The following is a 23,178-nucleotide window of genomic DNA, read 5'->3' as shown; positions in this document are numbered from 1 at the left end:
CTGCGCGCGGCGCCACCTCCGAACGGTGCGACATGCGACGTTGGGAGTTGGCTGGGCATTGAGGCTCCGCGTATGCCGCTCGATGGCCTTCGCAGCATCGCCTAGGAAGTTCTTGCGTCTTCGCGAGAACCAACCCGGAGCAGGCGCGCGCGTTCCTGTCTTGTTGACAGACCGGCACATCCCTGACGGGGTGATGGCGAACTCGGCAGGTCGGGATGCTCGGTTGGAGATGCCAGAAAGTGCTGCAGCCCGGCTTTCCGCAACCATTTCCCGTTCTACGCGGCCTCCTCCGCAGCAGGCGCAGCTTTACCACAGGCTGGAGAACGGGACCTCTCAGACGTTCGCCCTCGGCCATCTGCAGCAGAGTTCGGGCGAACTGTGGGGTCAACCGGCCCGGGGAAGCAGCATTCCTTCGGTCAAAGCCTACACCGGGCCGCTACCGGCAGGTCGCCAGGGTATTGAGTTCACAACTCCGGTCCTGCCTGCGCCCAACAAGCCACCGCGCGACGCCCTCTGGTATTATGGCCACCAGCCAGGCGTCACGCTCAATGCACAGGGGTTTGCTGTGATTAAGATCACCGTGACCAAGAGGGTGCCCTGATGATCCGTCAGGTCGACCTCGCCGAGGTGTTCACGGGCGCTGAATTCGTCCCTCAAGCGGTCATCAATCGAACGCTCGAGTATTTCGAGCACGAGCTGGGTATCCGTTTTGGGGAGGACGCCGACGATCTGGATACGTACAAAGTCGCTGGCCTCAAAGTGGACGGTCGGGTGCCGCTTGCCCTGATTCAGTATAGGGGACACCCTGCGGACGAAGTGACGCTTTACATGGCGCACGATCCGGAGCGGTTTTCAGAGGCGGCTGACTTCCTGCCCGCCATCCTCGAGGAGCTTCACCTTCCGCGCGCTTCCGTCACCTGGATCAGGGAACCGAGCGCGGCTATCTGACCCGGCCCGGCTCTAGTCAGACCGACGTGGCCTGAGAGCCATCGGAACAAGGGGCAGCACCAACGCCACGTTCACCAGGGCGGCGCCGCACAGGACGGCGAGCGTCCCATGGGGACCCATGCTGTCCAGCAACCAGGCGCCAATCAAGGGTGCCGCCGCCGTGGCAAGCAAGGTCGGCAGCGCCAGGCGGCCCATGAGAATGGCATAACCTTCGCGGCCGAACAGCGCGAGCGGCACAGTCCCCCGGGCTATGGAACGGATGCCGCTGCCCATTCCGTAGAGGACGATGCTGGCCGCCGCGATGCCCGGCACCCCGACCAGCAGGCCAAGGCCGACCGCGACCAGGACCGAGGAGGCGACCAGGCTCCAGACGGGGTGGGTCTTCTTGCCGAAAGCCATCTCGAGGATGCGCCCGCCGACCTGCGCAGGACCGATCAACGTGCCGAGGCCGACCGCCGCCGCGAGGGCCAGCCCTTGAGCTTGCAGCAGCATGAGGAGGTGCACGCCGATGATGGTCATGGTGCCGTAGGCCAGGGTGAAGCCCGCCGCGAGCAGGAGGAAGGCGGCACGTTGGTCCGGACGCACGTGCCCGGGTGGCGGCGAACCCGCCATGGCAGGCTTCGGCGGCCGCTCTGCCTCGCGCGGCAGGGCGAGCAGGTAGAGGGGCATCACCACCGCGACCATCAGCGCCGCATAGGTCAGGCAGGCGCCGCGCCAGCCCAGGTGCGTGGCGAGGAACGCGGTCAGCGGCCAGCAGACCGTGCTGGCGAAACCCCCGAACAGGGTGACCTGGGTGATGACCGGCCGCGCGTCCTCGCCATACAGTCGACCGAGCGCGGAAAAGGCAGGGTCGTAGAGACCGGCACCCATCCCGAACCCGATGACCACCCAGGCCGCGACGAAGAGCGGAAGGTTGGGCGCCAGGGCAAGGCCCAGCAGGCCGACGGCGAGCAGGACGGCGCTGGCGGCCAGAACGGGGCGACCGCCATGGCGCTCGATGATGTGCCCGACCCGTGGCGAGACCAGGCCCGAAACCAGCAGACCGACGGACAGGGCCCCCACCACCCAGGCGAGTGGCCACCCGGTGTCGGCCGCGACAGGCCCGGCCAGAACGGCGGGTAGGTAGTAGCTGCTGCCCCAGGCGAGAATCTGCGCCACACCCACCGCCGACACGACCACCAGCCTCGGACGGCTGGTGGCCGGGTCCACCGGGGCGGTGCCCCCGGCTGCGGTATCGAGGCTCATTCAGCCGGTTCGACCGGGGCGAGCTCCTTGCGAGCCGGGCTGGCGCAGCAGGGTGGGTCCTCGATAAGCTCCGGCTTGGGCGCGTAGCCGCCGCCTTGCGGCGTCTCTGGCATGCAGCACGATGCCGCGGTGTCCACCGCCTCCGGAAGCACGCGGCTGGAGCTGCAGACGCCGGTCTGCGGCAGGTCCAGTTCGACCCGGCGCGCCGCCTCGACGTCGCCCGCGAGGAAGGCGGCAATGGAGCGGACCTGCTCGTGGCCAGTCGCCAGCAGGAAGGTCGGCGCCCGGCCGTAGCTTGCCATCCCGGCCATGAAAAGACCCACATCCGGCTGTGCCAGTTCCTCGGCGCCGTGCGGCCTGACAGTGCCGCAGGAGTGCAGGTTCGGGTCAATGAGCGGCGCCAGCACGCGCGGGCATTCGAGCGCCGGGTCGAGGTCCGTTCGAGCCTCGCCGAGGATGCTGAGGTCAGGCCGCAGGCCGGTGGCCACTACCATCTCGTCGACCTTGACCACACGGCCTTCAGCGCTCTGCACCGTCAAGGTCCCGCCGGACTCACACTGGATCTCGTCGACGGAGAAGGGCGCCAGAAGCTCGATGGTGCCGCTCTCGACGAGCTGCCGCAGCCGCTGCCCAAGCGCGCCACGCTCCGGCAGCTGGTCGGCCGCGCCGCCGCCGTAGGCCCGTGTCAGGTCGGTGCCCCGCGCGGCCCAGAGGACGGAGGAGCCAGGCGCCTGCTCGGCGAGGGAGGCGAGGTCGATGAGGGTGCCGATGGCGGAGTGGCCGGAGCCGACAACAAGGACTCGCTTGCCTTCGTAGCGTGTGCGGTCTGTGCCGAGGATGTCGGGCATGCCGTAGCGGATCCGACCGGCTGCCTGGCGCTCGCCGATAGCGGGCAGGCCAGAGGAACCGGCCGGGCTTGGGTTGCCCCAGGTGCCAGTGGCGACGATGACGGCACGGGCAAGGATCCGCCCCTGCGTTCCGTGCTCATCCTCGAACCGCACCTCGAAGGGCTGCTGCTCGCGTCCGGCGTTCCGGACCTTGCCCGCGCGCAGCCGGGCGACGCCGGTGACGCGCGTGTTCAGCCGCAGGCGTTCTGCAATCTCCGGCAGGGCGGCGAGCGGCGCCAGGTAGCCCTCGACGAGGTCACGGCCTGTCGGGAAGGCCTCTGGGTCCGGCGCCGTCCAGCCGTGCCGCTCCAGCAGAGTTCGGGCGGCGCGGTCGATGTTGTAGCGCCATGGCGAGAACATGTGGACGTGGCCCCAGGCTAGCGGCGCCGTACCGACCGAAGGACCGGTCTCGAGCACAACCGGCTCCAGCCCGAGCTCGTGGAGGTGCGCGGCTGCGGCAAGGCCGACCGGGCCGCCGCCGATGACGGCGACCGGGAGCGAGGCAGGGTTCGGGCGCACGGCGTCCGGGGCCTCGGGACGCCGGTTGGCGGAGCAACATGAGTTCATCTTGGTTCTCCTTCCTCATACCTCTATGGGCGATGCATCAAGACAAATGGAGGTTCAGCACTTGCAGGCCTCCCCAGCCGTTTCGCGCGCCTTGGCGGCACGGCCGGTCTCGGTTAGGGCGGCGGTGGCATCCATCCAGGCGCCAAGGCCGACCTTGAAGGCTTCGCGGCCCTTGTCGGTCAGCGTGTAGACGCGGCGCTCGCGGCCGGAGACGACCTCGGTTTCCGAGGTGACATAGCCGCCCTGCTCGAACTCGCGCAGCGTCGGGTAGAGGGCACCCTCGGAGGGCGAGCAGCAGCCATTTGTGGTTCGCTCGACCGCCCTGGCGATGTCGTAGCCATGCGCGGGGCCATCGTGCAGCACCTGCAGGACAAAGAAACGGCTCAGCGCCATCTTGATGGTACCCGCCCAGTAGGCGCGGTCCGTAAAGTCTGGCGAGGGGCGGGCGACGGCGCGAAGGACAGGCTTGCTGGACATATCGGTAATCTATGCATCGCACTGCGATGCATCAAGCTACGATTTCCATGCTGGTGACCTTTTTTCTTGGGCGGCGCCTAAGTGAGTCTATTGGGCCAGAGCGGCGGCAGAGAAGGCTGGCGGCGTAGGCGGGCCGAGAGTTGACGTTCAGCGCCTAGCGACGGGCCAACCTCGCTCGGTACAGGCTACCAAGTGCTAGGCAAGCCGATGGCTTATTGGGTACCGTTCGCTGCAACGACCTAACTGACGTAGCCAAATGGTAGCAGGCGAGTGGAGGGCATCGTCCTTACGATATCGCCGAGGTGCTGACCGCAGGCGGAAGCAACTTATTCTTCATCCAACCTGAGGCGTGCCCGCGCCGCATGAATGACAGCAGCAACTTCACCGCCTTTAAGTGCCTCAATCGGAGTCCGGCCCAAATTGGGATCTGGCTCTACGAGAAATTGGAGCGCCGCCCATCGCCCTGCTTTGGAGGTGTCAAAAATATCTACCGACTCGCTGATGCCTGAAAGGATGTCCGGTTTGTCCTCTTTCAGCACAATCTGCATTCTAGGAATTGTGATTTTTTCACCATGCACCATCCCAAGCACGCCGCCTGCTTGTATTTTATCGTGCAGCTCTTGCTCACCCATTCTTAGCTGTTGAGCTGCTTCCTCCAAAGAGAGGGTCCCGCCTGCCTTTTGAAGTAGGGCAGCGCTCAGCTTCTGAAAACGTGCTTCCATGTCGTCTTGCATCTTGGCTCACTCCACGTAGAGAGCGGTGCTGGAGCAAACGTTTAATAAATTGCTCTTACCGCCTTCTCAGTTTCGGCCTGTGAAACCACAGACGCCCTACCGTGACCTGATAGCTTGCTTCCATCGATATTTGTCTCCGCGCTCTCTCAACCGACCAATAGTTTTTGAATGCCGGTAAGGCAGGTATGGCAAGCTATGGACGAGCCGACCATCGTGCCAATAAAGCAATTCATTATCTCGCCAGAGTGCCTCGCCATTAAAGCCGTGACATCTCTTATCAGGCTGACGTGCTGGTTGATGTTGTGACATCGCTTTGCTCTCTGGCTATCGGGTTAAGATATGCCAATCTGCCAATTAAGTTATCTTCTAGACGCTCGGATGCGTAGGTAGGCTTCGCGGTGCTGGCTTAAAAAACTATCTACATCGTGTAGAATGCGTTTGGGTGGCTCGATGCCAATATGTCGAGCAACCTTGCAAGCTGCGACCCAGTGGCTATCAGCAAGTCTATCCAGAACCTGCGTAGCGGTGTTTGCTTGGTCAATGACGTCGTCGCCCAACAGCAGCTCGAAAGCTATTACTGCTTCTTCTCCTTCATAATAGAGATTTTCGAGCGCAAACTGTCGCCCTAGCTTGTAGATGCGCCCGCTCCTGGTTCGAGCTCGACCTATAGGTATGTCGAGTTCCATAATTTCCGACGAAGACATCCAAGACAGCCCACCCGTCCCAGGATGGACCGAAGCGTAGCCAAAAAGTACCTCTGTGCCGCTTTGGAGGGGCACGGTGCACCATGGGTCCATCTCTGCTAAGGCCATCTTATCGGCCAGAGACATCTTTGCCCATCCTGCATTAAACTCTGGAGTTTACAACGGCCTTTTGGAAGAAACGTGGGTTAACTCTGAAGCCTAACACTGCTAAATCCTCTATTTTTGCAAATTCTTCTTCGGTGCAAGGGTTTGGCTTTTCGAGTCGGACGATTTTTTGACGGTGGACTTCTGCATTTTCCTTCTGTCTGCCATGATATCCTCCGGTCTAATGTAAAACACTCGCTGTCCGTGGGCGTCTCGATATTCTGACAAGACCCGAAGCAAAACGGAAATTTGAGTACATTTCCAATGAAATGCTGCGGCATGAACTTGGTCAAAAATGTACTGAGGTACTTCCGCTCTAATATTCCCTGTCCAAAGAATCTGTTCGCCCAACGCTGGAACTTTCACTCCGAAAGCGGAAGAGCCTTGCTTTTTCAATGAAGGTTGCTCCGATTGGAAATCGCATTCGCTTCCAGTGCTGCTATTTGAAAGACGCATCGCTTTGTGATGCGTTTAAGCTGATACGGAGAGCCATACGCTAGACTCGGTCCAACCAGCAGGCTTTCTCCTGGCACACACCGATGCTCAGAATACGACTGTTCACGGGTCAGTCAACCGGTTTGCCGGTTTTCAGAACCGGCCAACCGGTCATTGCTACTACAGGAAATAGTTAGGGCTGGCATGTTTGTGTCTATTGTTGACAACGCTCCGCATCATCATGCTCGGATGCGGCCCACATGTTTCGTTCCCCTCGGCTGCTAGTCGCCGCTCGTGTATTGGCCGGACTGAATCAGTCCCAGCTAGCCAATGCTGCAGGAGTAGCTGTCAGTGTTCTGCAAGCAATTGAACAAGGCCGTTCGGATCCCAAGTTGTCAACGATGTTGGCGCTAGTTGATGCTCTCAAAGCGCGAGGAGTTATGCTAGCACCAGAAACCGAGCGTGTAGCTGGCGGCGTACTTGTGATGAAAGATAGTCAAACTGAGGCAGTTTGGCGAAGTGGAACTTAATCCCAAGCTTGGTCGAACGTCGATATTGCCGGTCGGATTTGTAGCCTTAAGGGCGCAAATATGTCGTTGTTGAGCCGCGCTAGATAGAACATGAGTAACATTCCACAAGCGTTACTTTATATCTGGGTCTCGAACAGGCCCCACGATTTCAACTAAATGAACTTCGGCGGCATTCTGGTGGCAAGTGTCAGTCGCTGAGGCCTTCAAAAACTGCCCGTTATTTCTTAGGCGATTGAGGCTGCTTGACCTCTTATGGTATTCGACTCCGTAGCTCTGGTTTCACCTGAAACAGGTCGCTTCCGAGACGCTCATCTCGGGGAGACACCTCTCAATGGTGACTCCAGAACTCACCTGCTCAGGACGAATGCCACCTGTCGGATGGTGTACCAGCCTTTCTACAATGAAAGGCCTCCACCTCTTGCGAAAGGCACCTAGTACTTTCCTGTTTTGCAAAAACAGAGATCGAAGCCGTCCATGCTTTCCATAGGGGGGACCCGTTATCCACAGGAAGGGGGCCGCGAAGCTGCTTTTAAGCAGCGAGCGTAGCGGCCCCCTTCCTGTGGATAACGGGGGGTTCCTGTGGAAAGTGTGGGCGGCGGGACGCGACTGTTCAAACTGGTAAACTTACCAGCACAAGGCATCTAGCCGAACCGCCTGAAATTACATGATTCTCGGATAGCGCGGTGGAAAAGAGGTAGAATTTTACCCCACAAACCGCGGCTACCATTCCACCACGCCCCCGCCCGAGCTCGGATAGCACGGAATGCAGCCCGCTGCGAAGCCGGGACGCCATGCCGAGCCGACCGCGCCGCGCTTGCCAGCCCCCGGCCCGCATTGTTCAGTCAGCGGCAAGAACGACCGGAGGATACGCCTTGCCCATCTCTCGCCGAGCGCTTCTCGCCGCGCCTGCCCTGTTGCCCGCCCTGCGTCCCCCCGGGGCCCGCGCCCAGGCACCCTGGCCCGAACGCCCCGTCCGCATCGTCGTCGCCTTCCCCGCCGGCACGGTGACCGACACGCTGATCCGCCACCTGTCGGAGCCGCTGTCGCGCGAGCTCGGCCAGCCGGTCATCATCGACAACCGTCCGGGCGGCAGCGGCGTCGTCGGCACGGAGAGCGTCGCGCGCTCGGCGCCTGACGGCCTCACCTGGTGCGTGCTGAGCGTCACCAACGGGGCGCTGAACACCTATCTCGTCCCGCGCCTCTCCTACGACCCGCTGAAGGATTTCGCCCCGGTCGGCTATGTCGCCGACACGGCCTATATCCTGGTCGTGCCGGCCGCCAGCCCGGCGCGGGACCTCAAGGGCTTCGTCGAGCTGGCGAAGCAGCGGCCGCTCACCTTCAGCTACGGCAATGCCAGCGCCCGCATCGCCTCGGCGATGCTCGCCCGCATGGGCGGCGCGGAGATGACGGCGGTGCCCTATCGCGGCGGGCCGGAGGCGCTGACCGATGTCATCGCCGGCCGCATCGACAGCACCTTCACCGATTTCGCCGCCGGCATGCCGCAGGTGAAGGAGGGGAAGGTGCGGGCGCTTGCCGTTACCTCGCCGCAGGCCTTTGCCCTCGCGCCCGAGATCCCGCCGGTGGCGAGCCTGCTGCCGGGCTATGGCGTCTCCGCCTGGTTCGGCATGGGCCTCCCCGCCGCGACGCCGGCGCCGATCGTGGCGCGGGCCAATGCGGCCATGAATGCGGCGCTGGCCGACCCTGGCTTCATCGAGAAGGTCGGCCGGCTCGGCTATGTCCCGCGCGGCTCGACCCCGCAGGAATTCCACGCCTTCCTCCGCGCCCAGATCGAGGAGATGACCGTGCGGGCGAAGGAAGCCGGGTTGGAGCCCGGCTGAGAGTCCTCCGCGAAGCTGCCGCGTGGCTTGGCGGCGGCCCCGGATGGCCGCCTGCCTTTCGCGGCAAAGCCGCGGAAGGACGCCGGGCGAGGGCCGGCCCCGACCGATGGTCCGATCAGTCCGCCCGCCGCGGCGCCGCCCTGAGCACCGCCGCCCCGAGCAGCCCCGCCAGCACCGAGCCGGTGAGGATGCCGATCTTCACCTCCGCTTGCAGCAGCGGCTCGCCTTCGAAGGCGAGCATGCCGATGAAGAGGCTCATGGTGAAGCCGATGCCGCAGAGCAGCGCCGTCCCCAGCAGGTGCCACCATCCCGCCCCCACCGGCATTTCCGCCCAGCCGAGGCGGATCGCCGCCCCCGCTGCGCCGAAGACGCCGATCAGCTTCCCCACCAGCAGGCCGAGCGCGACGCCGAGGGTCAGCGGGTCGAGCAGCGCCTCCATCGTCAGCCCGTCGAAGGAGACGCCGGCATTGGCGAAGCCGAAGACAGGGACGATGGCGAAGGCCACCGGCAGGTGCAGCGCATGCTCCAGCCGGTGCAGCGGCGAGGCGGCGAGATCGTCCGCCCCGCCCGGCCGGTTCCGCAGCGGGATGGTGAGGGCGAGCACCACGCCGGCCACCGTCGCATGCACGCCGGAGCGCAGCGTCAGCCACCACAGCACCGCGCCGAGCAGGAGATAGGGCAGGAGCCGGCATACCCCGGCCCGGTTCAGCCCGACCAGCACGAGCGAGACCAGCCCGGCGAGGCCCAGATAGGGCAGGGCGATCTCGCCCGTGTAGAAGACCGCGATGATGGCGACCGCGCCCAGGTCGTCGAGGATGGCGAGCGCCGTCAGGAAGATGCGCAGCGAGGCCGGCACCCGCGGCCCGAGCAGCGCCAGCACCCCGAGCGCGAAGGCGATGTCGGTCGCCGCCGGGATGGCCCAGCCGCGCAGCGTCGCCGGATTGCCCGCATTGAAGCCGGCATAGATCAGCGCTGGCACGGCCATGCCCCCCGCCGCCGCGATGCCTGGCAGGATGCGCCGGCCCCAGCCGGCCAGCTGCCCGTCCAGCATCTCCCGCTTGATCTCGAGCCCGACCAGCAGGAAGAACACCGCCATCAGCGCGTCGTTGATCCAGTGCAGCAGGCTGAGCGGCCCCAGATAGGCTTCGAGCGCCCCGAAATAGGCCGGCGCCGCCGCCGAATTGGCCAGGATGAGGGCGAGCACCGCCGCCGCCATCAGCACCAGCCCGCCCGAGGCGCTGTTGTGCAGGAAATCCCGCAGCAGCGACCGGGCGCGGCGCGAGGCGGGCCTCACTGGCATGTCCGGCGGCATGGCGAGGCTCCTTTTGGTCGTCGATGCCGGGCGGTGCTGCCGGAAGCAAGGACGGAAGGCAATGCGGTCCGGCTGACATTCCCGCCAGCCTCCGGGTGGCACCGCCATTGCATCGCCGATGGCCTGGGCCGGCGCATGGCTCGGGCGATGGAAGCACGGGCCTGCGCGCATGGCTCTCTTGCTGTAAGCGGTCCCCAACCGTCCCACCCAGGACCCGGATACTTCTCATGCCGCTGCATGTCGCCCTGAACCACCGGACCAGCTACCGATACGAGCGCGCCATCACGCTCGGGCCGCAGACCATCCGCCTTCGCCCGGCGCCCCACGCCCGCACGCCGGTCGTCAGCTACGCCCTGACCATCGAGCCGAAGCCGCACTTCCTCAACTGGATGCAGGACCCGCAGGGCAACCACCTGGCGCGCGTGGTCTTCCCCGAGCGCGTGACCCATTTCGACGTGACGGTCGACCTCGTCGCCGACATGGCGACGATCAATCCCTTCGACTTCTTCCTGGAGCCCGAGGCCGAGACCTGGCCCTTCCAGTACGACCCGGTGCTGGAGCAGGAGCTTGCCCCCTTCCGCCGCACCGAGCCGGCCGGGCCGCGCCTTGCCGCCTTCCTCGCCGCGATCCCCCGCGGCGAGCAGCCGACCATCGACATGCTGGTCGGCCTGAACCGCCGCATCCAGGAGCGCACCGCCTATGTCGTGCGCATGGAGGCGGGCGTCTGGACGCCGGAGGAGACGCTCGGCAACGAGCGGGGCTCCTGCCGTGACAGCGCCTGGCTGCTGGTGCAGGCATTGCGGCACCTCGGCTATGCGGCACGCTTCGTCTCCGGCTACCTGATCCAGCTCGTCGCCGACCAGAAGCCCGTGACCGGCCCGGAGGGGCCGACCTCCGACTTCACCGACCTGCATGCCTGGGCCGAGGTCTACCTGCCCGGCGCCGGCTGGATCGGGCTCGACGCCACCTCCGGCCTGATGACGGGGGAGGGGCATATCCCCCTCGCCGCCAGTCCGGAGCCGGCCTCGGCGGCGGCCATCAGCGGCCTCGCCGAGAAGGCGGAGACCGAGTTCGGCTTCGCCATGTCGGTGACGCGGGTGCGCGAGACGCCGCGGGTGACGAAGCCCTATGGCGATCGCCAATGGCAGGACATCCTGGCCCAGGGCGAGCGCGTGGAGCGCGCGCTGACGGCGGGCGATGTCCGCCTGACCATGGGCGGCGAGCCGACCTTCATCGCCGCCGACGACATGGACGCGCCGGAGTGGAACACCGACGCGCTCGGCCCCACCAAGCGCCGCTATGCCGGCCGCCTGCTGCGCCGCCTGGCCGAGCTCTGGGCCCCCGGCGCCGCCCTGCAATACGGGATGGGCAAGCAGTATCCGGGCGAGCAGCTCCCGCGCTGGGCGCTGCACGCCCATTGGCGCCGCGACGGCGAACCGGTCTGGCGGGACCCCGGCCTCCTCGCCTCGGATGACGACCGCGACACGGCGACGGCGGCCGATGCCGCCCGCTTCGCCGGCATCCTCGCCGAGCGCCTCCAGGTCGACCCCTCGCTGGTCAACCCGGCGCATGAGGACATCCACTACTACCTGTGGCGCGAGAAGCGCCTCCCCGCCAACGTCGTCGCCGAGGATGCGAGGCTGCGCGACCCGCTGGAGCGCGCCCGCCTCGCTCGTGTCTTCGGGCAAGGCCTGGCGGCCCCGGTCGGCAGCGTGCTGCCCCTGCGCCGGGTGATGCAGGACGGCCAGCGCCGCTGGCAGTCCGGCCGCTGGCACTTCCGCGACGGCACGCTCTTCCTCATCCCCGGCGACAGCCCGATCGGCTTCCGCCTGCCGCTGGACAGCCTGCCCTGGGCCGACCCGGCGAGCATCGAGGGCGAGATCGAGGCCGACCCGATGGCGCCGAAGGAGCCCCTGCCGCCGCATGGCGATTTCGCGCGGCCCGCGCCGCGGCAGGCCGTCGAGCGCCCGCGCGGCCCCAGCACCATGGGCGCCGGCGCCGAAGGCTTCCGCCCGGTGCCGCAGGACCTGCCGGTGGTCGGCCGTGGCGAGCCGGGCCTGGTCCGCACCGCGCTGGCCGTCGAGGCGCGGAGCGGCATGATCCATGTCTTCTACCCGCCGCTGATGGCCGCCGAGGATTGGCTCGACCTCACCGCCGCCGTCGAGGCGACCGCCGCCGAGACCGGGCGCAAGGTGGTGCTGGAAGGCTACCTGCCGCCGCGCGACGAGCGGATCCTGAGCTTCTCCGTCACCCCGGACCCAGGGGTGATCGAGGTGAACATCCACCCCAGTGCCTCCTGGGCCGAGCATGTCGAGCGGACGGAGGTGCTCTACGAGGAGGCCCGCCAACTCGGGCTGTCCGCCGAGAAGTTCATGCTCGACGGCCGCCATGTCGGCACGGGGGGTGGCAACCACGTGGTGATGGGCGCTGCCTCACCCACCGACAGCCCCTTCCTCCGCCGCCCGGACCTGCTGAAGAGCCTGCTCGGCTTCTGGCACAACCATCCGAGCCTCTCCTACCTGTTCAGCGGCCTCTTCATCGGCCCGACCAGCCAGCATCCGCGCGTCGACGAGGCCCGGCAGGACGCCATCGCCGAGCTTGAGGTCGCCTTCTCGAAGATCGAGCCGGGCCGCGAAACCGCGCCCTGGCTGGTCGACCGGCTGTTCCGCAACCTGCTGGCCGACATGACCGGCAACACGCACCGGACCGAGTTCTGCATCGACAAGCTCTACGCCCCGGAGAGCAGCTCCGGCCGGCTCGGCCTCGTCGAGTACCGCGCGCTCGAGATGCCGCCCCATGCACGGATGTCGGCAGCGCAGATGCTGCTGATGCGGAGCGCCGTCGCCGCCTTCTGGCAGCATCCCTATGAGCGCCGACTGGTCCGTTGGGGCACGCGGCTGCATGACGAGTTCATGCTGCCGCACTATGCCGAGCAGGATTTCCGCGACGCGCTGGACGAGCTGCGCGGCCTCGGCTTCCCGCTCGATGCCGCCTGGTTCGCCCCGCACCTGGAATTCCGCTTCCCGAGGATCGGCGAGGTGACGCTGCGCGGCACCAGCATCGAGCTGCGCCACGCCCTCGAGCCCTGGCATGTGCTGGGCGAGGAGCCGGCCGCCGGCGGCACTGCCCGCTATGTGGACAGCAGCACGGAGCGGCTGCAGGCCCGCGTGGCGGGATGGGTCGCGGAACGCTATACCCTCGCCTGCAACGGATACGAGGTCCCGCTGGTGCCGACCGAGACCCAGGGCGAGTATGTGGCGGGCATCCGCTTCAAGGCCTGGGACCCGCCCTCCGCCCTGCACCCGACCGTCCGCGCCCAGGGCCCGCTGGTCTTCGACCTCTATGACCGCTGGACCGGCCGCAGCCTCGGCGGCCTCTCCCACCATGTCGTGCATCCGGGCGGCCGCAGCTATGACACCCTGCCGGTGAATGCCAACGAGGCCGAGGCCCGACGCCGCACCCGCTTTCAACCCTTCGGCCACACGCCGGGGCCGATGCCGCCGCCCGCCGCCGTGCCGGCGAAGGAGGCCCCGCGCAGCCTCGACCTGCGGCGGGTGGGGTAGGGTGGAGGCTGGCGCCCCGCTCGACGAGATGGTGGACGGCGCCGGCGGCTTCCGCCCGCATTGGCGCCCGCTGCTCGGAGCGCTGGCCGATCTGGGGCGGGAGGCGCTCGCCGAGCGCGCCCAGCTCATCGAGCGCTTCCTCGCCGATGAGGGGGTGATGAGCCTGCTCGCGCCGCAGGAGGACAATCCGGTTGCCGCCTGGCGCTGCGACCCGGTGCCGCTGATCCTGCCGCCGGCGGAGTTCGACGCGCTGGAGGCCGGGCTGGCCCAGCGCGCGGCGCTGCTGGAGGCGGTGCTGCAGGATGTCTACGGCCCGCAGCGCCTGCTGGCCGAGGGCGCGCTGCCGCCCGCGCTGATCCATGCCAACCCGGCCTTCCTCCGCCCCTGCCGCGCGCCGGAAGGCGGCCGGCACGGCCCGCTGCTGCATCTCTACGCCGCCGACCTGATCCGCGCGCCCGAGGGCGACTGGCGCGTCGTCGCCGACCGCACGGCAAGCGCGACGGGCCTCGGCCATGTTCTGGAGAACCGCCGCGCCCTCTCCCGCCACATGCCGGAGTTCATCCGCTCGCAGGAGCTGCGCCAGCCCGGACCCTTCTTCGACATCTGGCAGGATGCGCTGCGTGCCCTCGCCCCCGGCGGCAATCCCGGCATCGCCTTGCTGGCCACCGGCCATGCCAGCCCGTTCTGGTCGGAGCAGGTGATCCTCTCCCGCGAGCTGTCCTGCGCCCTGGTCGAGGGCGGCGACCTCAGCGTGCGCGACGGCGTGCTCTACCTGAAGACGCTGCGCGGCCTGCAACGCGTCGATGTGCTGCTGCGCCGGCAGGACGGCCGCACCATCGACCCGTTGGAGCTGGACTCCAGCATGGCGCACGGCATTGCTGGCCTGCTGGACGCGGCGCGCGGCGGCGCGGTGAAGATCGTCAACGACCCCGGCACCGGCTGCGTCGAGGCGCCCGGCCTCGCCGCCTTCCTCCCCCGCCTCGCCCCGCGGCTGATCGGCGAGGAACTGCGCCTCGCCGGCGCCCGCACCCTCTGGCTCGGCGAGGCCGCGGCCTGGGCGGAGGCGGAGCGGAACCTCGATTCCTGGCTGGTCCGCAGCGCCGTCGACGGCACCGTCCGTTCCATCCGCCCGGCCGGGCTTGGTGCCGGGGTCCGCGCCGCGCTGCTCGCCCGCCTCGCCGCCGCGCCGCAGGACCATGCCCTGTCGGAAGTCCTGGCCCCCTCGGTCGCGCCCTGCGTCGGGCCGGAGGGGCTGGCGCCACGTCCCGTCATGCTGCGCCTCTTCCTCGTCTTCGACGGCAGGGGTTGGCGAGCCTTGCAGGGCGGCCTCGCCCGAGTGCTGGACGGGGCGCAGCCCGGCCCCGCCATCGCCAAGGATGTCTGGATTCCGGCCGAGGAGGGCACCGCCATCCAGGGCCCGCGCGGAGGCGCCTTCGTGCCGCTCTCCATCCGGCGGACCTCGGGCGAGCTGCCGAGCCGCGTCGCCGACAATTTCTTCTGGCTCGGCCGCTACCTGGAGCGGCTGGAGAGCGCGGCCCGCCTGCTGCGCGCCGGGGCCGGCCGTCTCGGCCGCGCCACGCCGACGCCGCGCGAACTGGCCGAGTTGCGCAGCCTTTCCGCCTGCCTGGTCCGTGCCGAGCTGCTCGATGCCGAAACCGCGCAGGGCGGCGCGCATGGCCTCGGCACCCGCCTGCTGACCCATGCCCTGCTGCGCGCCATGCGCGAGGGCGGCCCGGTGCCCGGCCTCCTCGCCCGCGTCTCCCACCTCGCGGAGCTGCTGCGCGACCGGCTGACCGGCGAGATGCAGCACGCCCTGCATCGCGGCCTCCGCCAGCTCGGCGCCCAGCTCACCCCCCTGCCTGGAGGGGTGGAAGCGCGGGAGGAGGCGCTCGGCCTGGAGCGGCTGACCGAGGCGAGCAATGCCATCCTCTCCTTCGCCGCGACCGTCGCCGGCCTCGCCGCCGAGAACATGGTGCGCGGCGGCGGCCGGCTCTTCCTCGATCTCGGACGACGGGTGGAGCGTGCCCAGGCGATCGCCGCCGAGATCGCCCGCGCACTCGACCAGCCCGGCGCCGCCACCCAGCCGGCCCGGCTGGAGCCGGGGCTGCGGCTCGCCCTGGAGCTGCGCGATTCGGTCATCACCTACCGCAGCCGCTACCTGACGGCCTTGCAGGCCGGGCCGGTGCTCGACCTCGTGCTGGCCGACGAGGGGAATCCGCGCGGCCTGGCCTTCCAACTCGCCGCCGCCCGCGACATGCTGGTGGACCTCGACGGCGATGCCTCATCGCCTCTCGGCCTCGCCGCCGGGCAGTTGCTGGAGGAGGCGCAGGCCATGGTGCGGGATGTCGCGGCAGCGGCGGGGCAGGCGGAGGCGGCGTTGCGCCTGCCGCCCAGGCTGCGCGCGATGGAGGGTGCGGTCGCCGCCCTCTCCAACCGCATCGCCCGGCAGTACTTCACCCTGCTGCCGGCGGCGCACAGCCTCGGCCCCACGGCCCCGGGCGGCCGCCTGCGCGGCGCGGCGTGATCTACCGGGTCCGCCACAGCACGCGCTATGCCTATGGCAGCACGGTGGAGCTCGCCGTGCATCTGCTGCACCTGCGGCCTCGCGCCCTGCCTGGCCAGCGGGTGATCTCGGCCGAGGTGACGGCGACACCCGCCCCTTCCCGCCGGCGTGAGGCGCTCGACCATTTCGGCAACCATGTCACCTGGCTCTTCCTCGACCAGCCGCATGCCTGCTTCGAGGTGGTGGGGGAGGCGGTGGTCGAGGTCGGCTTCCCCGTCCCGCCAGCCGCCACGGCGACCCTCGCCTGGGAGGCGGTGGCCAGGCTGGCCCGCGCCGGCGGTCCCGCCGGGTGGCAGGCCGCCGAATTCACCTTCGACAGTCCGATGGTGGCGGTCGAGCCCGCCGCCCTCGCCTATGCGGCGCCGAGCTTTCCCGCCGGGCGGCCGGTGCTGGAGGGGCTGCTCGAGCTGACGGCGCGCATCCGGGGGGATTTCACCTACCGCCCCGGCGCCACCAGCCTGGCGACGCCGGTGGCCGAGGTGCTGGCCCGGCGCGAGGGCGTCTGCCAGGACTTCTCCCATGTGATGATCGGCGCGCTCCGGGCGCTCGGCCTGCCGGCGCGCTACGTCTCCGGCTATATCCGCACGCGGCCGCCCCCCGGCCAGCCGCGGCGGCGCGGGGCCGACCAGTCCCATGCCTGGGTCGGCTGCTGGCTCGGCCCGCAGCATGGCTGGGTGGATCTCGACCCGACCAACGGCACGGTGGTGCGGGAGGAGCATCTGGTCGTCGGCTGGGGGCGCGACTATGCCGATGTCAGCCCGGTCAGCGGCGTCGTGCTCGGTGGCGGCGCGCATAGCCTTGGCATCGCCGTCGACCTGGAGCCCATCGCCGTCGAGGCTGCGGGCTAGAGCGGTTTCCGTTCGCACGGGCTCACGGAGCCCGCTCTAGCCTGTTGTTTGGACGAGCAAATTACTCCGTCCAGTTGATTCCACCTGATTGGAGTTTGCTCTGGCACCTGGGGCGGAACCATTCGGGGCTCGGCGCGTCACGCCCGCGCCTTATGGCACCGACGAGGTCCCGATGAAGCTCTTCCATTGCCAGGCCTGCGCCCAGGTCCTCTATTTCGAGAACATCCGCTGCGAACGTTCGGGCCACGCACTCGGCTACCTGCCAAACGAATTCGAGCTTTCCGCCCTGGAGCCGCTCGACCCCGCGGAGGACGGCACCGCGCTCTGGCGCCCGCTCGCCGAGCCCGAGACCGAGGTCCGGCTGTGCTCGAACGCTCAGTACGAGGCCTGTAATTGGCTGGTGCCAACTGATTCGGCGGAGGTCTTCTGCGTCACCTGCCGGCACAACCGCACCGTCCCGGACCTGACCGACCCGGCCAACCTCTTTGCCTGGCAGCGCTGGCAAAGCGCCATGCACCGGTTGTTCTACACCCTGCAGCGGCTCGGCCTGCCGCTGGCCAACCGCACCGACGACCCGAATCACGGCCTCGCCTTCGACGTGCTGGCCGACCCGCCGGAGGGCGGCGGGCCGAAGGTGATGACGGGGCACGACGAGGGCATCATCACCCTCGCCCTTTCCGAGGCGGACGATGCCGAGCGCGAGCGCCGCCGTACCGCCATGGGCGAGCCGTACCGCACCCTGCTCGGCCATGTGCGGCACGAGACCGGGCATCATTACTGGGACCTCCTGGTCCGCGATGCCGGCCGGCTGGAGGAATGCCGCGCCGTTTTCGGCGACGACAGCCAGGATTACGGTCAGGCATTGCAGGCGCATTACGCCAACGGCGCACCGGCCGACTGGCAGGACGCCTATGTCAGCACCTATGCCACCGCCCACCCCTGGGAGGATTTCGCCGAAACCTGGGCGCATTACCTCCATATCGTCGACACGTTGGAGATGGCCTCCGCCTTCGGCCTCCGCCTTCGTCCGCAGATGCCCCAGGCCGAGGCGGCGGCGGCCGCCGTGCTGGCAGCGAAGATCGACTTCGATCCCTACGGCCCGATCACCATCGAGGACCTCATCGAAGCCTGGCTGCCGCTTACCTATGCAACGAACAGCCTCAATCGGTGCATGGGTGCACCGGACCTTTATCCTTTCGTGCTCTCTGTCCCTGCCATTGCCAAGCTCGGCTACATCCACAAGCTGGTACGCAGCGGAAATACCGCTTGAATGGCTACGGTTGAAATGTCACGTTTATGGAACGCGAAACCAATGCCATTTCCTGACGGAAGCGGTTTATATTCGCCGGTGGTGCAAGTGCCCTGAAAGCTGGGCCTACAACCTGAGAGAGCAATGACGAAAATTGACACGGCATTAAGCCCCGGTTATGCGCCGATTTCCGGGCCCGCCACGCCCGAGCCCCTGGGAGTACCCGGCCGCGTGGGGGAGCCGGTTGGGATGATGACGATCTGGGCGGAATGCATCGTCTCCGCTGCCCATCGTTTCGCCCAGTATGATCTGCACGGCCATACATATACGGTGCGCGTCTCCGTCCGCGAGAGCGATGATGGCTTCCTCAATGCCGAGAGCTTCCGCGACGAGCTGATGCGCATCCGCCGCGGCGTCGACCATCGCTGCCTGAACGACGTGCTCGTGACCCCGACCATGGAGGAACTGGCCCGCTGGTTCGCCCGCGAGGTCCGCAAGGAAGGCTTCGACGTGACTGAGGTGCAGATCATCCGTCCCGAGGGTCTCGGCTGCCGCCTGACCCTGGCCTGAGGGGCCAGGAGCGCTGCGGGCGAGTACAGATAGTATGCCATCTGGCATCGTTTCGTGGCGTTCCTGTCAATTACGCCGCTGCCAAGTCCTCGCCTTCTCGTTTATATGGTTAATGGGATGTCCCCGGTGCGCGTGTCGCGGCCGTGGCCAGGCCTGTGTCCAGGCGGTGGGGGGTGAGGATGCGGCTGATCGAGCGGCGCCGGGTATTGCTGAGGAGCGGGCTGCTGCCGCTGACCCTCGCGCGAGCCGAGGCACAGACCCTGGCGGCCCCGACCGGCCGCGTGATCCTCACCGTCTCAGGCAAGATCTCCGCCACCAACGAGGGCGACTCGGCGCGCTTCGACCGCGCCATGCTGGAGGCGATCGGCCTCGCCTCCTTCACCACCGCCACCCCCTGGTACGACGGGCCGGTGACCTTTGAAGGCGTGCCGATGACGAAGCTGCTGCAACGTCTCGGTGCTCAGGGCGAGGCGGTGCAGGCCGTCGCCCTCAACGACTACTCGACCGAGATCCCGATCGCCGACTTCGCCCAGCACGGCGTGCTGCTGGCGCTGAAGCGCGACGGCAACTACCTGACGGTACGGGACAAGGGACCGCTCTTCATCGTCTACCCCTATGATTCCGATCCGGCGCTGAAGTCGCCGCGCTACTACGGCCGCTCCGCCTGGCAGGTGGCGCGGCTGGTCGTGCACTAGCCGATGCTGCAGCCGGAGGCCCAACACCGGCCGCAGCCACCCGCCGGATTGCCGCGCCTCCAGCGCTTCGGCTTCGTCATCATCATCGGCGTGCTGGTCCTGGTCGCGGCCTATGTCTCGGTCCTCATCAACCAGCGCCAGCAATCGCTGACCGCCGTCGCGCGCTACAACGTCACCTGGCTGGTGAGCCAGGGCGTGATCGAGGTGGCGCGGCTGCAGGCGGCCATCGCCACCTACCGGGCCGAGGCGGACGAGGAGGCCGAGGAAGCCGTCCAGCTCTGGCTCGACATCGTCGCCAGCCGCGCCCAGCTCCTCGGCGGCGGCGAAGTGGCGCATTTCATCCGCGAGGATCCGGAGCGCATGGCGACCGTCGCGCAGCTCCAGCGCGCCCTCGCCGCCGCCCAGCCGTTGGTCGCCCGGCTCGCCGAGCCGGGCGTCGCGGACCGCATGCTGGACGCCTTCGCCGAGCTCAGCCCCCGCCTCACCCGGCTGGTTTCCGCCGCCTATGCCCATGGCAACGACCTCGTCTCCGGCGACGTCCAGCAGCTCGGCGAGCTGTACTGGACTTTCATCGGCGTCCTGGTCGCCCTGCTGCTCTGCTGCGGCGGGCTGATCGGCACGCTGGCGATGCACAACCGGCTGATCCGCAACGCCCATGCCGAGGTGCAGGCGCTGGTCCAGGACCTCACGCGCACCGGCCGCCAGCTCGCCATCGCCAAGGAGCAGACGCAGGAGGCGATGGCCGAGGTGCAGCAGCAATACCGAGCGCTGCGCCTGCGCGATGCCGAGCTGCGCCTGCAGAACGACCGTTTCGACGCGGCGCTGAACAACATGTCGCAGGCGCTCTGCATGGCCGATGCGGACCGCCGGCTGATCGTCTGCAATCGCCGCTTCCTCGAGCTGTTCGGGCTGGCAGAGGCGGATGCCGCGGCGGGCACCGGGCTCGACCTGCTGATGCAGTCGGTCCGTAGCGCCGGGCGCATCGACCGGGCGCTGCTCGCCGCGCTCGGCGAGGCCCAGTCCGCGCTGGTGGCCGAGGACCGGGCCGGCTCCTTCTGGCGCGAGGGGGCGGATGGCCGCGCCATCGCCGTCTCCCACCGGCCGATGGCGGATGGCGGCTGGCTCGCCACCTACGAGGACATCACCGAGCGCCGCCGCGTCGAGGCGCGCATCAGCTACATGGCGCATCACGACGAGCTGACCGACCTGCCCAACCGGCTGCTCTTTCGCGAGTGCATGGAGGCGGCGCTGGCCGGGGGGCGCAGCCGCGGGCAGGAGCTGGCCCTGCTGTTCCTCGACCTCGATCACTTCAAGGACGTCAATGACACGCTCGGCCACCCGCTCGGCGATGCGCTGCTGCGCGACGTGGCGCGGCGCCTGCGCAGCTGTATCCGCGAAGGCGACCTGGTGGCGCGGCTCGGCGGCGACGAATTCGCCATCCTCCAGGCGCCCGGCCGCTCCGCCGAGGAGGCCGCCGACCTCGCCCAGCGCGTGGTGGACGTGATCTGCGCGCCCTATGAGCTGCTCGGCTACCGTGCCCAGGTCGGCGCCAGCATCGGCATCGCGCTGGCCGAGCATGTCACGGGCGATGCCGCGGCCGCCGCCAACCAGATGCTGAAGCATGCCGACCTTGCCCTCTACCGCGCCAAGGCCGCCGGACGCCGCACCTGGCGCTTCTTCGAGGCGAGCATGGCGGCCGATCTGGAAGCGCGGCTGGCGATCGAGGCCGACCTGCGCGAGGCCCTGCCGGGCAACCAGCTCGAGGTGATGTACCAGCCGATCTTCGCCCTCCAGACCAACCGCCTTTCCGGCTTCGAGGCGCTGCTGCGCTGGCGCCATCCGGTCCGCGGCATGGTGTCGCCCGGCGTCTTCATCCCGCTCATGGAGGAGACCGGGCTGATCGAAGCGGTGGGCCGCTGGGTGCTGGAGCAGGCGACGCGCGAGGCTGCCACCTGGCCGGCCCCGCTCAAGGTCGCCGTGAATCTTTCGCCGCTGCAGTTCCGCGCCGCCGACATCGCCACCAGCATGCTGCACGTCCTCAGCCAGTCCGGCCTCGCACCGGGGCGGCTGGAGCTGGAGATCACCGAATCGGCCCTGCTGCAATCGGATGGTGGCGTGGCCGAGGTGCTCCAGGCCTTTCGTAGCACCGGCATCCGCACCTCGCTCGACGATTTCGGCACGCGCTATTCCTCGCTGAGCTATCTGCTCAGCTTCCCCTTCGACAAGATCAAGATCGACCAGTCCTTCGTGCGCGACATGGCGACGCGGGCGGAAAGCGTCGCCATCGTCACCTCCGTCGCCCATCTGGCGAACCAGCTCGGCATGGCGACGACGGCCGAGGGTGTGGAGACAGCCGAGCAGCTCCGCCGCGTGCGCGAGGCGGGCTGCACCGAGGCGCAGGGCTATTTCTTCGGCCCGCCCGAATCGGCCACCGAGCTGCGCCGCTGGTTCGACGAGCCGAGCCGCTCCGACCGTATCCTCCAGGCCGTGCTGTAAGCCTGGTCCTGCGATCGACCCCCTGGGCGTTTCACGCCTGGGACGATCGCAGGCCGCTTCGGTTGGCCCTGGCGCCCGCGGCTGGCAGATAGGAGCCATGCCGCATCATATCCCCCTGATCACGACGCTTGCCGCAGCACTCGGGGCTGCCCTGCTGCTCGGGGTGCTGGCGCGCAAGCTGCGCCTGCCGCCGCTTGCCGGGTACCTGCTGGCCGGCATCCTGATCGGGCCGCATACGCCGGGCTTCGTCGGCGACCTGGCGCTTGCCGGGGAGCTCTCCGAGATCGGCATCATCCTTCTGATGTTCGGCGTCGGCCTGCATTTCTCCCCAAGGGAGCTGGCCGAGGCCCGAGGCGTCGCGGTGCCGGGGGCATTGGTGGGCATGAGCGTCGCCACGCTGCTCGGCTGGGGGTTGGCGCGACTCTGGGGCTGGACGGACGGGCAGGGGCTGGTCTTCGGCATCTGCCTCTCCGTCGCCAGCACGGTGGTGCTGCTGCGCGCCCTGCAGGAGCGCGGCAGCATCGGGAGCCGGGCCGGGCAGGTCGCGGTCGGCTGGCTGGTGGTCGAAGATCTGGCGATGGTCGTCGCCCTCGTGCTGGTGCCGGTCGCCGCCGCGCTGATCGACGGCCGCGTGCCGGCGGGGATGCTGACCGGCATGGGCGTCGGGCCGCAGGCGATCCTGCTCTCGCTGCTCATCACCCTCGGCAAGGTCGCGGTCTTCGTCGCGCTGATGCTGGTGGTCGGCAGCCGGGTGATGCCCTGGGTGCTCTCGCTGGTGGGCGGGCTGCGCTCGCGCGAGCTGTTCTCGCTCGCCGCCCTGGTCGCGGCGCTCGGTGTCGCCTACATCGCCTATGTCGCCTTCGGCGTGTCCTTCGCGCTGGGCGCCTTCCTCTCCGGCCTGGTGCTCGGCCAGTCTCCGCTCAGCCAGAAGGCGGCCGAGCAGACCCTGCCGCTGCGCGATGCCTTCGCCGTGCTGTTCTTCGTCTCGGTGGGCATGCTGTTCGACCCGCGGATCCTGGTGGAGCAGCCCTTCGCCGTCGTTGCCGCGACGCTGGTGGTGATGCTGGGCAAATCCGTCGCAGCCTGGATCATCGCCCGGCTGCGCGGGATGAGCGAGGCGGAGGCCCTGATGATCGCCGCCTCGCTCTCGCAGATCGGCGAGTTCAGCTTCATCCTCGCCAGTCTCGGCGTGGCGGAACGGGTGATGCCGGCGATCGGGCGGGACCTGGTGCTGGCGGTCGCGCTGCTGACCATCGCGCTGAACCCGGCTGTCTTCTGGCTTGCGGACCAGGCGGCCGCCCGCCTCACGGTTCGCCGAGGACCTCGGTGACGGTACCGTCCTGTGCGATGCGGCCAGCGTCGAGGCGGATGAC

General features: G+C 68.2%; 18 protein-coding genes. 12 read left to right on the top strand and 6 right to left on the bottom strand.

Annotated features, from left to right (window positions below):
- The first annotated feature begins 223 nt into the window (after window positions 1-223).
- Entirely contained in the window at window positions 224-601 is a 378-nt protein-coding gene (locus JMJ56_RS22350) for a hypothetical protein (RefSeq protein ID WP_202833993.1), read from the top strand.
- Complete coding sequence (locus JMJ56_RS22345) at window positions 601-948, top strand: hypothetical protein (protein ID WP_202833992.1); 348 nt, start codon at window positions 601-603, stop codon at window positions 946-948. Before JMJ56_RS22350 ends, JMJ56_RS22345 begins: the two co-directional genes overlap by 1 nt.
- A gap of 12 nt (window positions 949-960) precedes the next feature.
- On the opposite strand, the gene JMJ56_RS22340 is transcribed toward JMJ56_RS22345, so the two are convergent.
- The 5 genes from JMJ56_RS22340 to JMJ56_RS22320 form a co-directional block, all read right to left on the bottom strand.
- Complete coding sequence (locus tag JMJ56_RS22340) at window positions 961-2,193, bottom strand: MFS transporter (RefSeq protein ID WP_202833991.1); 1,233 nt, start codon at window positions 2,191-2,193, stop codon at window positions 961-963.
- Window positions 2,190-3,647 (bottom strand): NAD(P)-binding domain-containing protein, encoded by a 1,458-nt coding sequence (locus tag JMJ56_RS22335; protein WP_202833990.1) that lies wholly within the window; start codon window positions 3,645-3,647, stop codon window positions 2,190-2,192. The genes JMJ56_RS22340 and JMJ56_RS22335 overlap by 4 nt, the downstream gene beginning before the upstream one ends.
- A gap of 54 nt (window positions 3,648-3,701) precedes the next feature.
- The gene (locus tag JMJ56_RS22330) at window positions 3,702-4,124 is read right to left on the bottom strand and encodes a PadR family transcriptional regulator (RefSeq protein ID WP_202833989.1); all 423 of its coding nucleotides are present in this window, start codon (window positions 4,122-4,124) and stop codon (window positions 3,702-3,704) included.
- A gap of 326 nt (window positions 4,125-4,450) precedes the next feature.
- Complete coding sequence (locus JMJ56_RS22325; protein WP_202833988.1) at window positions 4,451-4,858, bottom strand: hypothetical protein; 408 nt, start codon at window positions 4,856-4,858, stop codon at window positions 4,451-4,453.
- Between the two features lie 359 nt (window positions 4,859-5,217).
- Window positions 5,218-5,688, bottom strand: coding sequence for a hypothetical protein (locus tag JMJ56_RS22320; protein WP_202833987.1), 471 nt, complete (start codon window positions 5,686-5,688; stop codon window positions 5,218-5,220).
- A gap of 713 nt (window positions 5,689-6,401) precedes the next feature.
- Here JMJ56_RS22320 and JMJ56_RS35585 point away from each other — a divergent pair.
- Complete coding sequence (locus tag JMJ56_RS35585; RefSeq protein ID WP_202833986.1) at window positions 6,402-6,671, top strand: helix-turn-helix transcriptional regulator; 270 nt, start codon at window positions 6,402-6,404, stop codon at window positions 6,669-6,671.
- A gap of 872 nt (window positions 6,672-7,543) precedes the next feature.
- On the top strand, window positions 7,544-8,509 hold the full coding sequence (locus tag JMJ56_RS22310; protein WP_202833985.1) for a Bug family tripartite tricarboxylate transporter substrate binding protein: 966 nt from the start codon (window positions 7,544-7,546) through the stop codon (window positions 8,507-8,509).
- Window positions 8,510-8,624: 115 nt separating this feature from the next.
- On the opposite strand, the gene nhaA is transcribed toward JMJ56_RS22310, so the two are convergent.
- Entirely contained in the window at window positions 8,625-9,821 is a 1,197-nt protein-coding gene (gene nhaA, locus JMJ56_RS22305; RefSeq protein ID WP_236038263.1) for a Na+/H+ antiporter NhaA, read from the bottom strand.
- A 227-nt stretch (window positions 9,822-10,048) separates the two neighbouring features.
- On the opposite strand from nhaA, the gene JMJ56_RS22300 reads away from it, so the two are divergent.
- The 8 genes from JMJ56_RS22300 to JMJ56_RS22265 all read left to right on the top strand — a co-directional run bounded on the left by JMJ56_RS22300 (window position 10,049) and on the right by JMJ56_RS22265 (window position 23,135).
- On the top strand, window positions 10,049-13,384 hold the full coding sequence (locus JMJ56_RS22300; protein ID WP_202833984.1) for a transglutaminase family protein: 3,336 nt from the start codon (window positions 10,049-10,051) through the stop codon (window positions 13,382-13,384).
- Between the two features lies 1 nt (window position 13,385).
- Complete coding sequence (locus JMJ56_RS22295) at window positions 13,386-15,908, top strand: circularly permuted type 2 ATP-grasp protein (protein ID WP_202833983.1); 2,523 nt, start codon at window positions 13,386-13,388, stop codon at window positions 15,906-15,908.
- The gene (locus JMJ56_RS22290) at window positions 15,905-16,795 is read left to right on the top strand and encodes a transglutaminase family protein (protein WP_202833982.1); all 891 of its coding nucleotides are present in this window, start codon (window positions 15,905-15,907) and stop codon (window positions 16,793-16,795) included. The genes JMJ56_RS22295 and JMJ56_RS22290 overlap by 4 nt, the downstream gene beginning before the upstream one ends.
- A gap of 172 nt (window positions 16,796-16,967) precedes the next feature.
- Window positions 16,968-18,065 (top strand): zinc-binding metallopeptidase family protein, encoded by a 1,098-nt coding sequence (locus JMJ56_RS22285; protein ID WP_202833981.1) that lies wholly within the window; start codon window positions 16,968-16,970, stop codon window positions 18,063-18,065.
- Between the two features lie 228 nt (window positions 18,066-18,293).
- Entirely contained in the window at window positions 18,294-18,614 is a 321-nt protein-coding gene (locus tag JMJ56_RS22280) for a 6-pyruvoyl trahydropterin synthase family protein (protein ID WP_202833980.1), read from the top strand.
- Window positions 18,615-18,793: 179 nt separating this feature from the next.
- A complete protein-coding gene (locus JMJ56_RS22275) occupies window positions 18,794-19,309 on the top strand; it encodes a molybdopterin-dependent oxidoreductase (protein ID WP_202834047.1) in 516 nt (171 codons plus the stop codon).
- Between the two features lie 3 nt (window positions 19,310-19,312).
- Entirely contained in the window at window positions 19,313-21,805 is a 2,493-nt protein-coding gene (locus tag JMJ56_RS22270; protein WP_202833979.1) for a putative bifunctional diguanylate cyclase/phosphodiesterase, read from the top strand.
- Window positions 21,806-21,902: 97 nt separating this feature from the next.
- Complete coding sequence (locus JMJ56_RS22265) at window positions 21,903-23,135, top strand: cation:proton antiporter domain-containing protein (RefSeq protein ID WP_202833978.1); 1,233 nt, start codon at window positions 21,903-21,905, stop codon at window positions 23,133-23,135.
- Window positions 23,136-23,178: the final 43 nt, after the last annotated feature.

It is taken from the genome of Belnapia arida (assembly GCF_016773205.1).
Taxonomy (GTDB): Bacteria; Pseudomonadota; Alphaproteobacteria; order Acetobacterales; family Acetobacteraceae; genus Belnapia; species Belnapia arida.
This window is presented reverse-complemented; position numbering and strand designations above follow the sequence as displayed.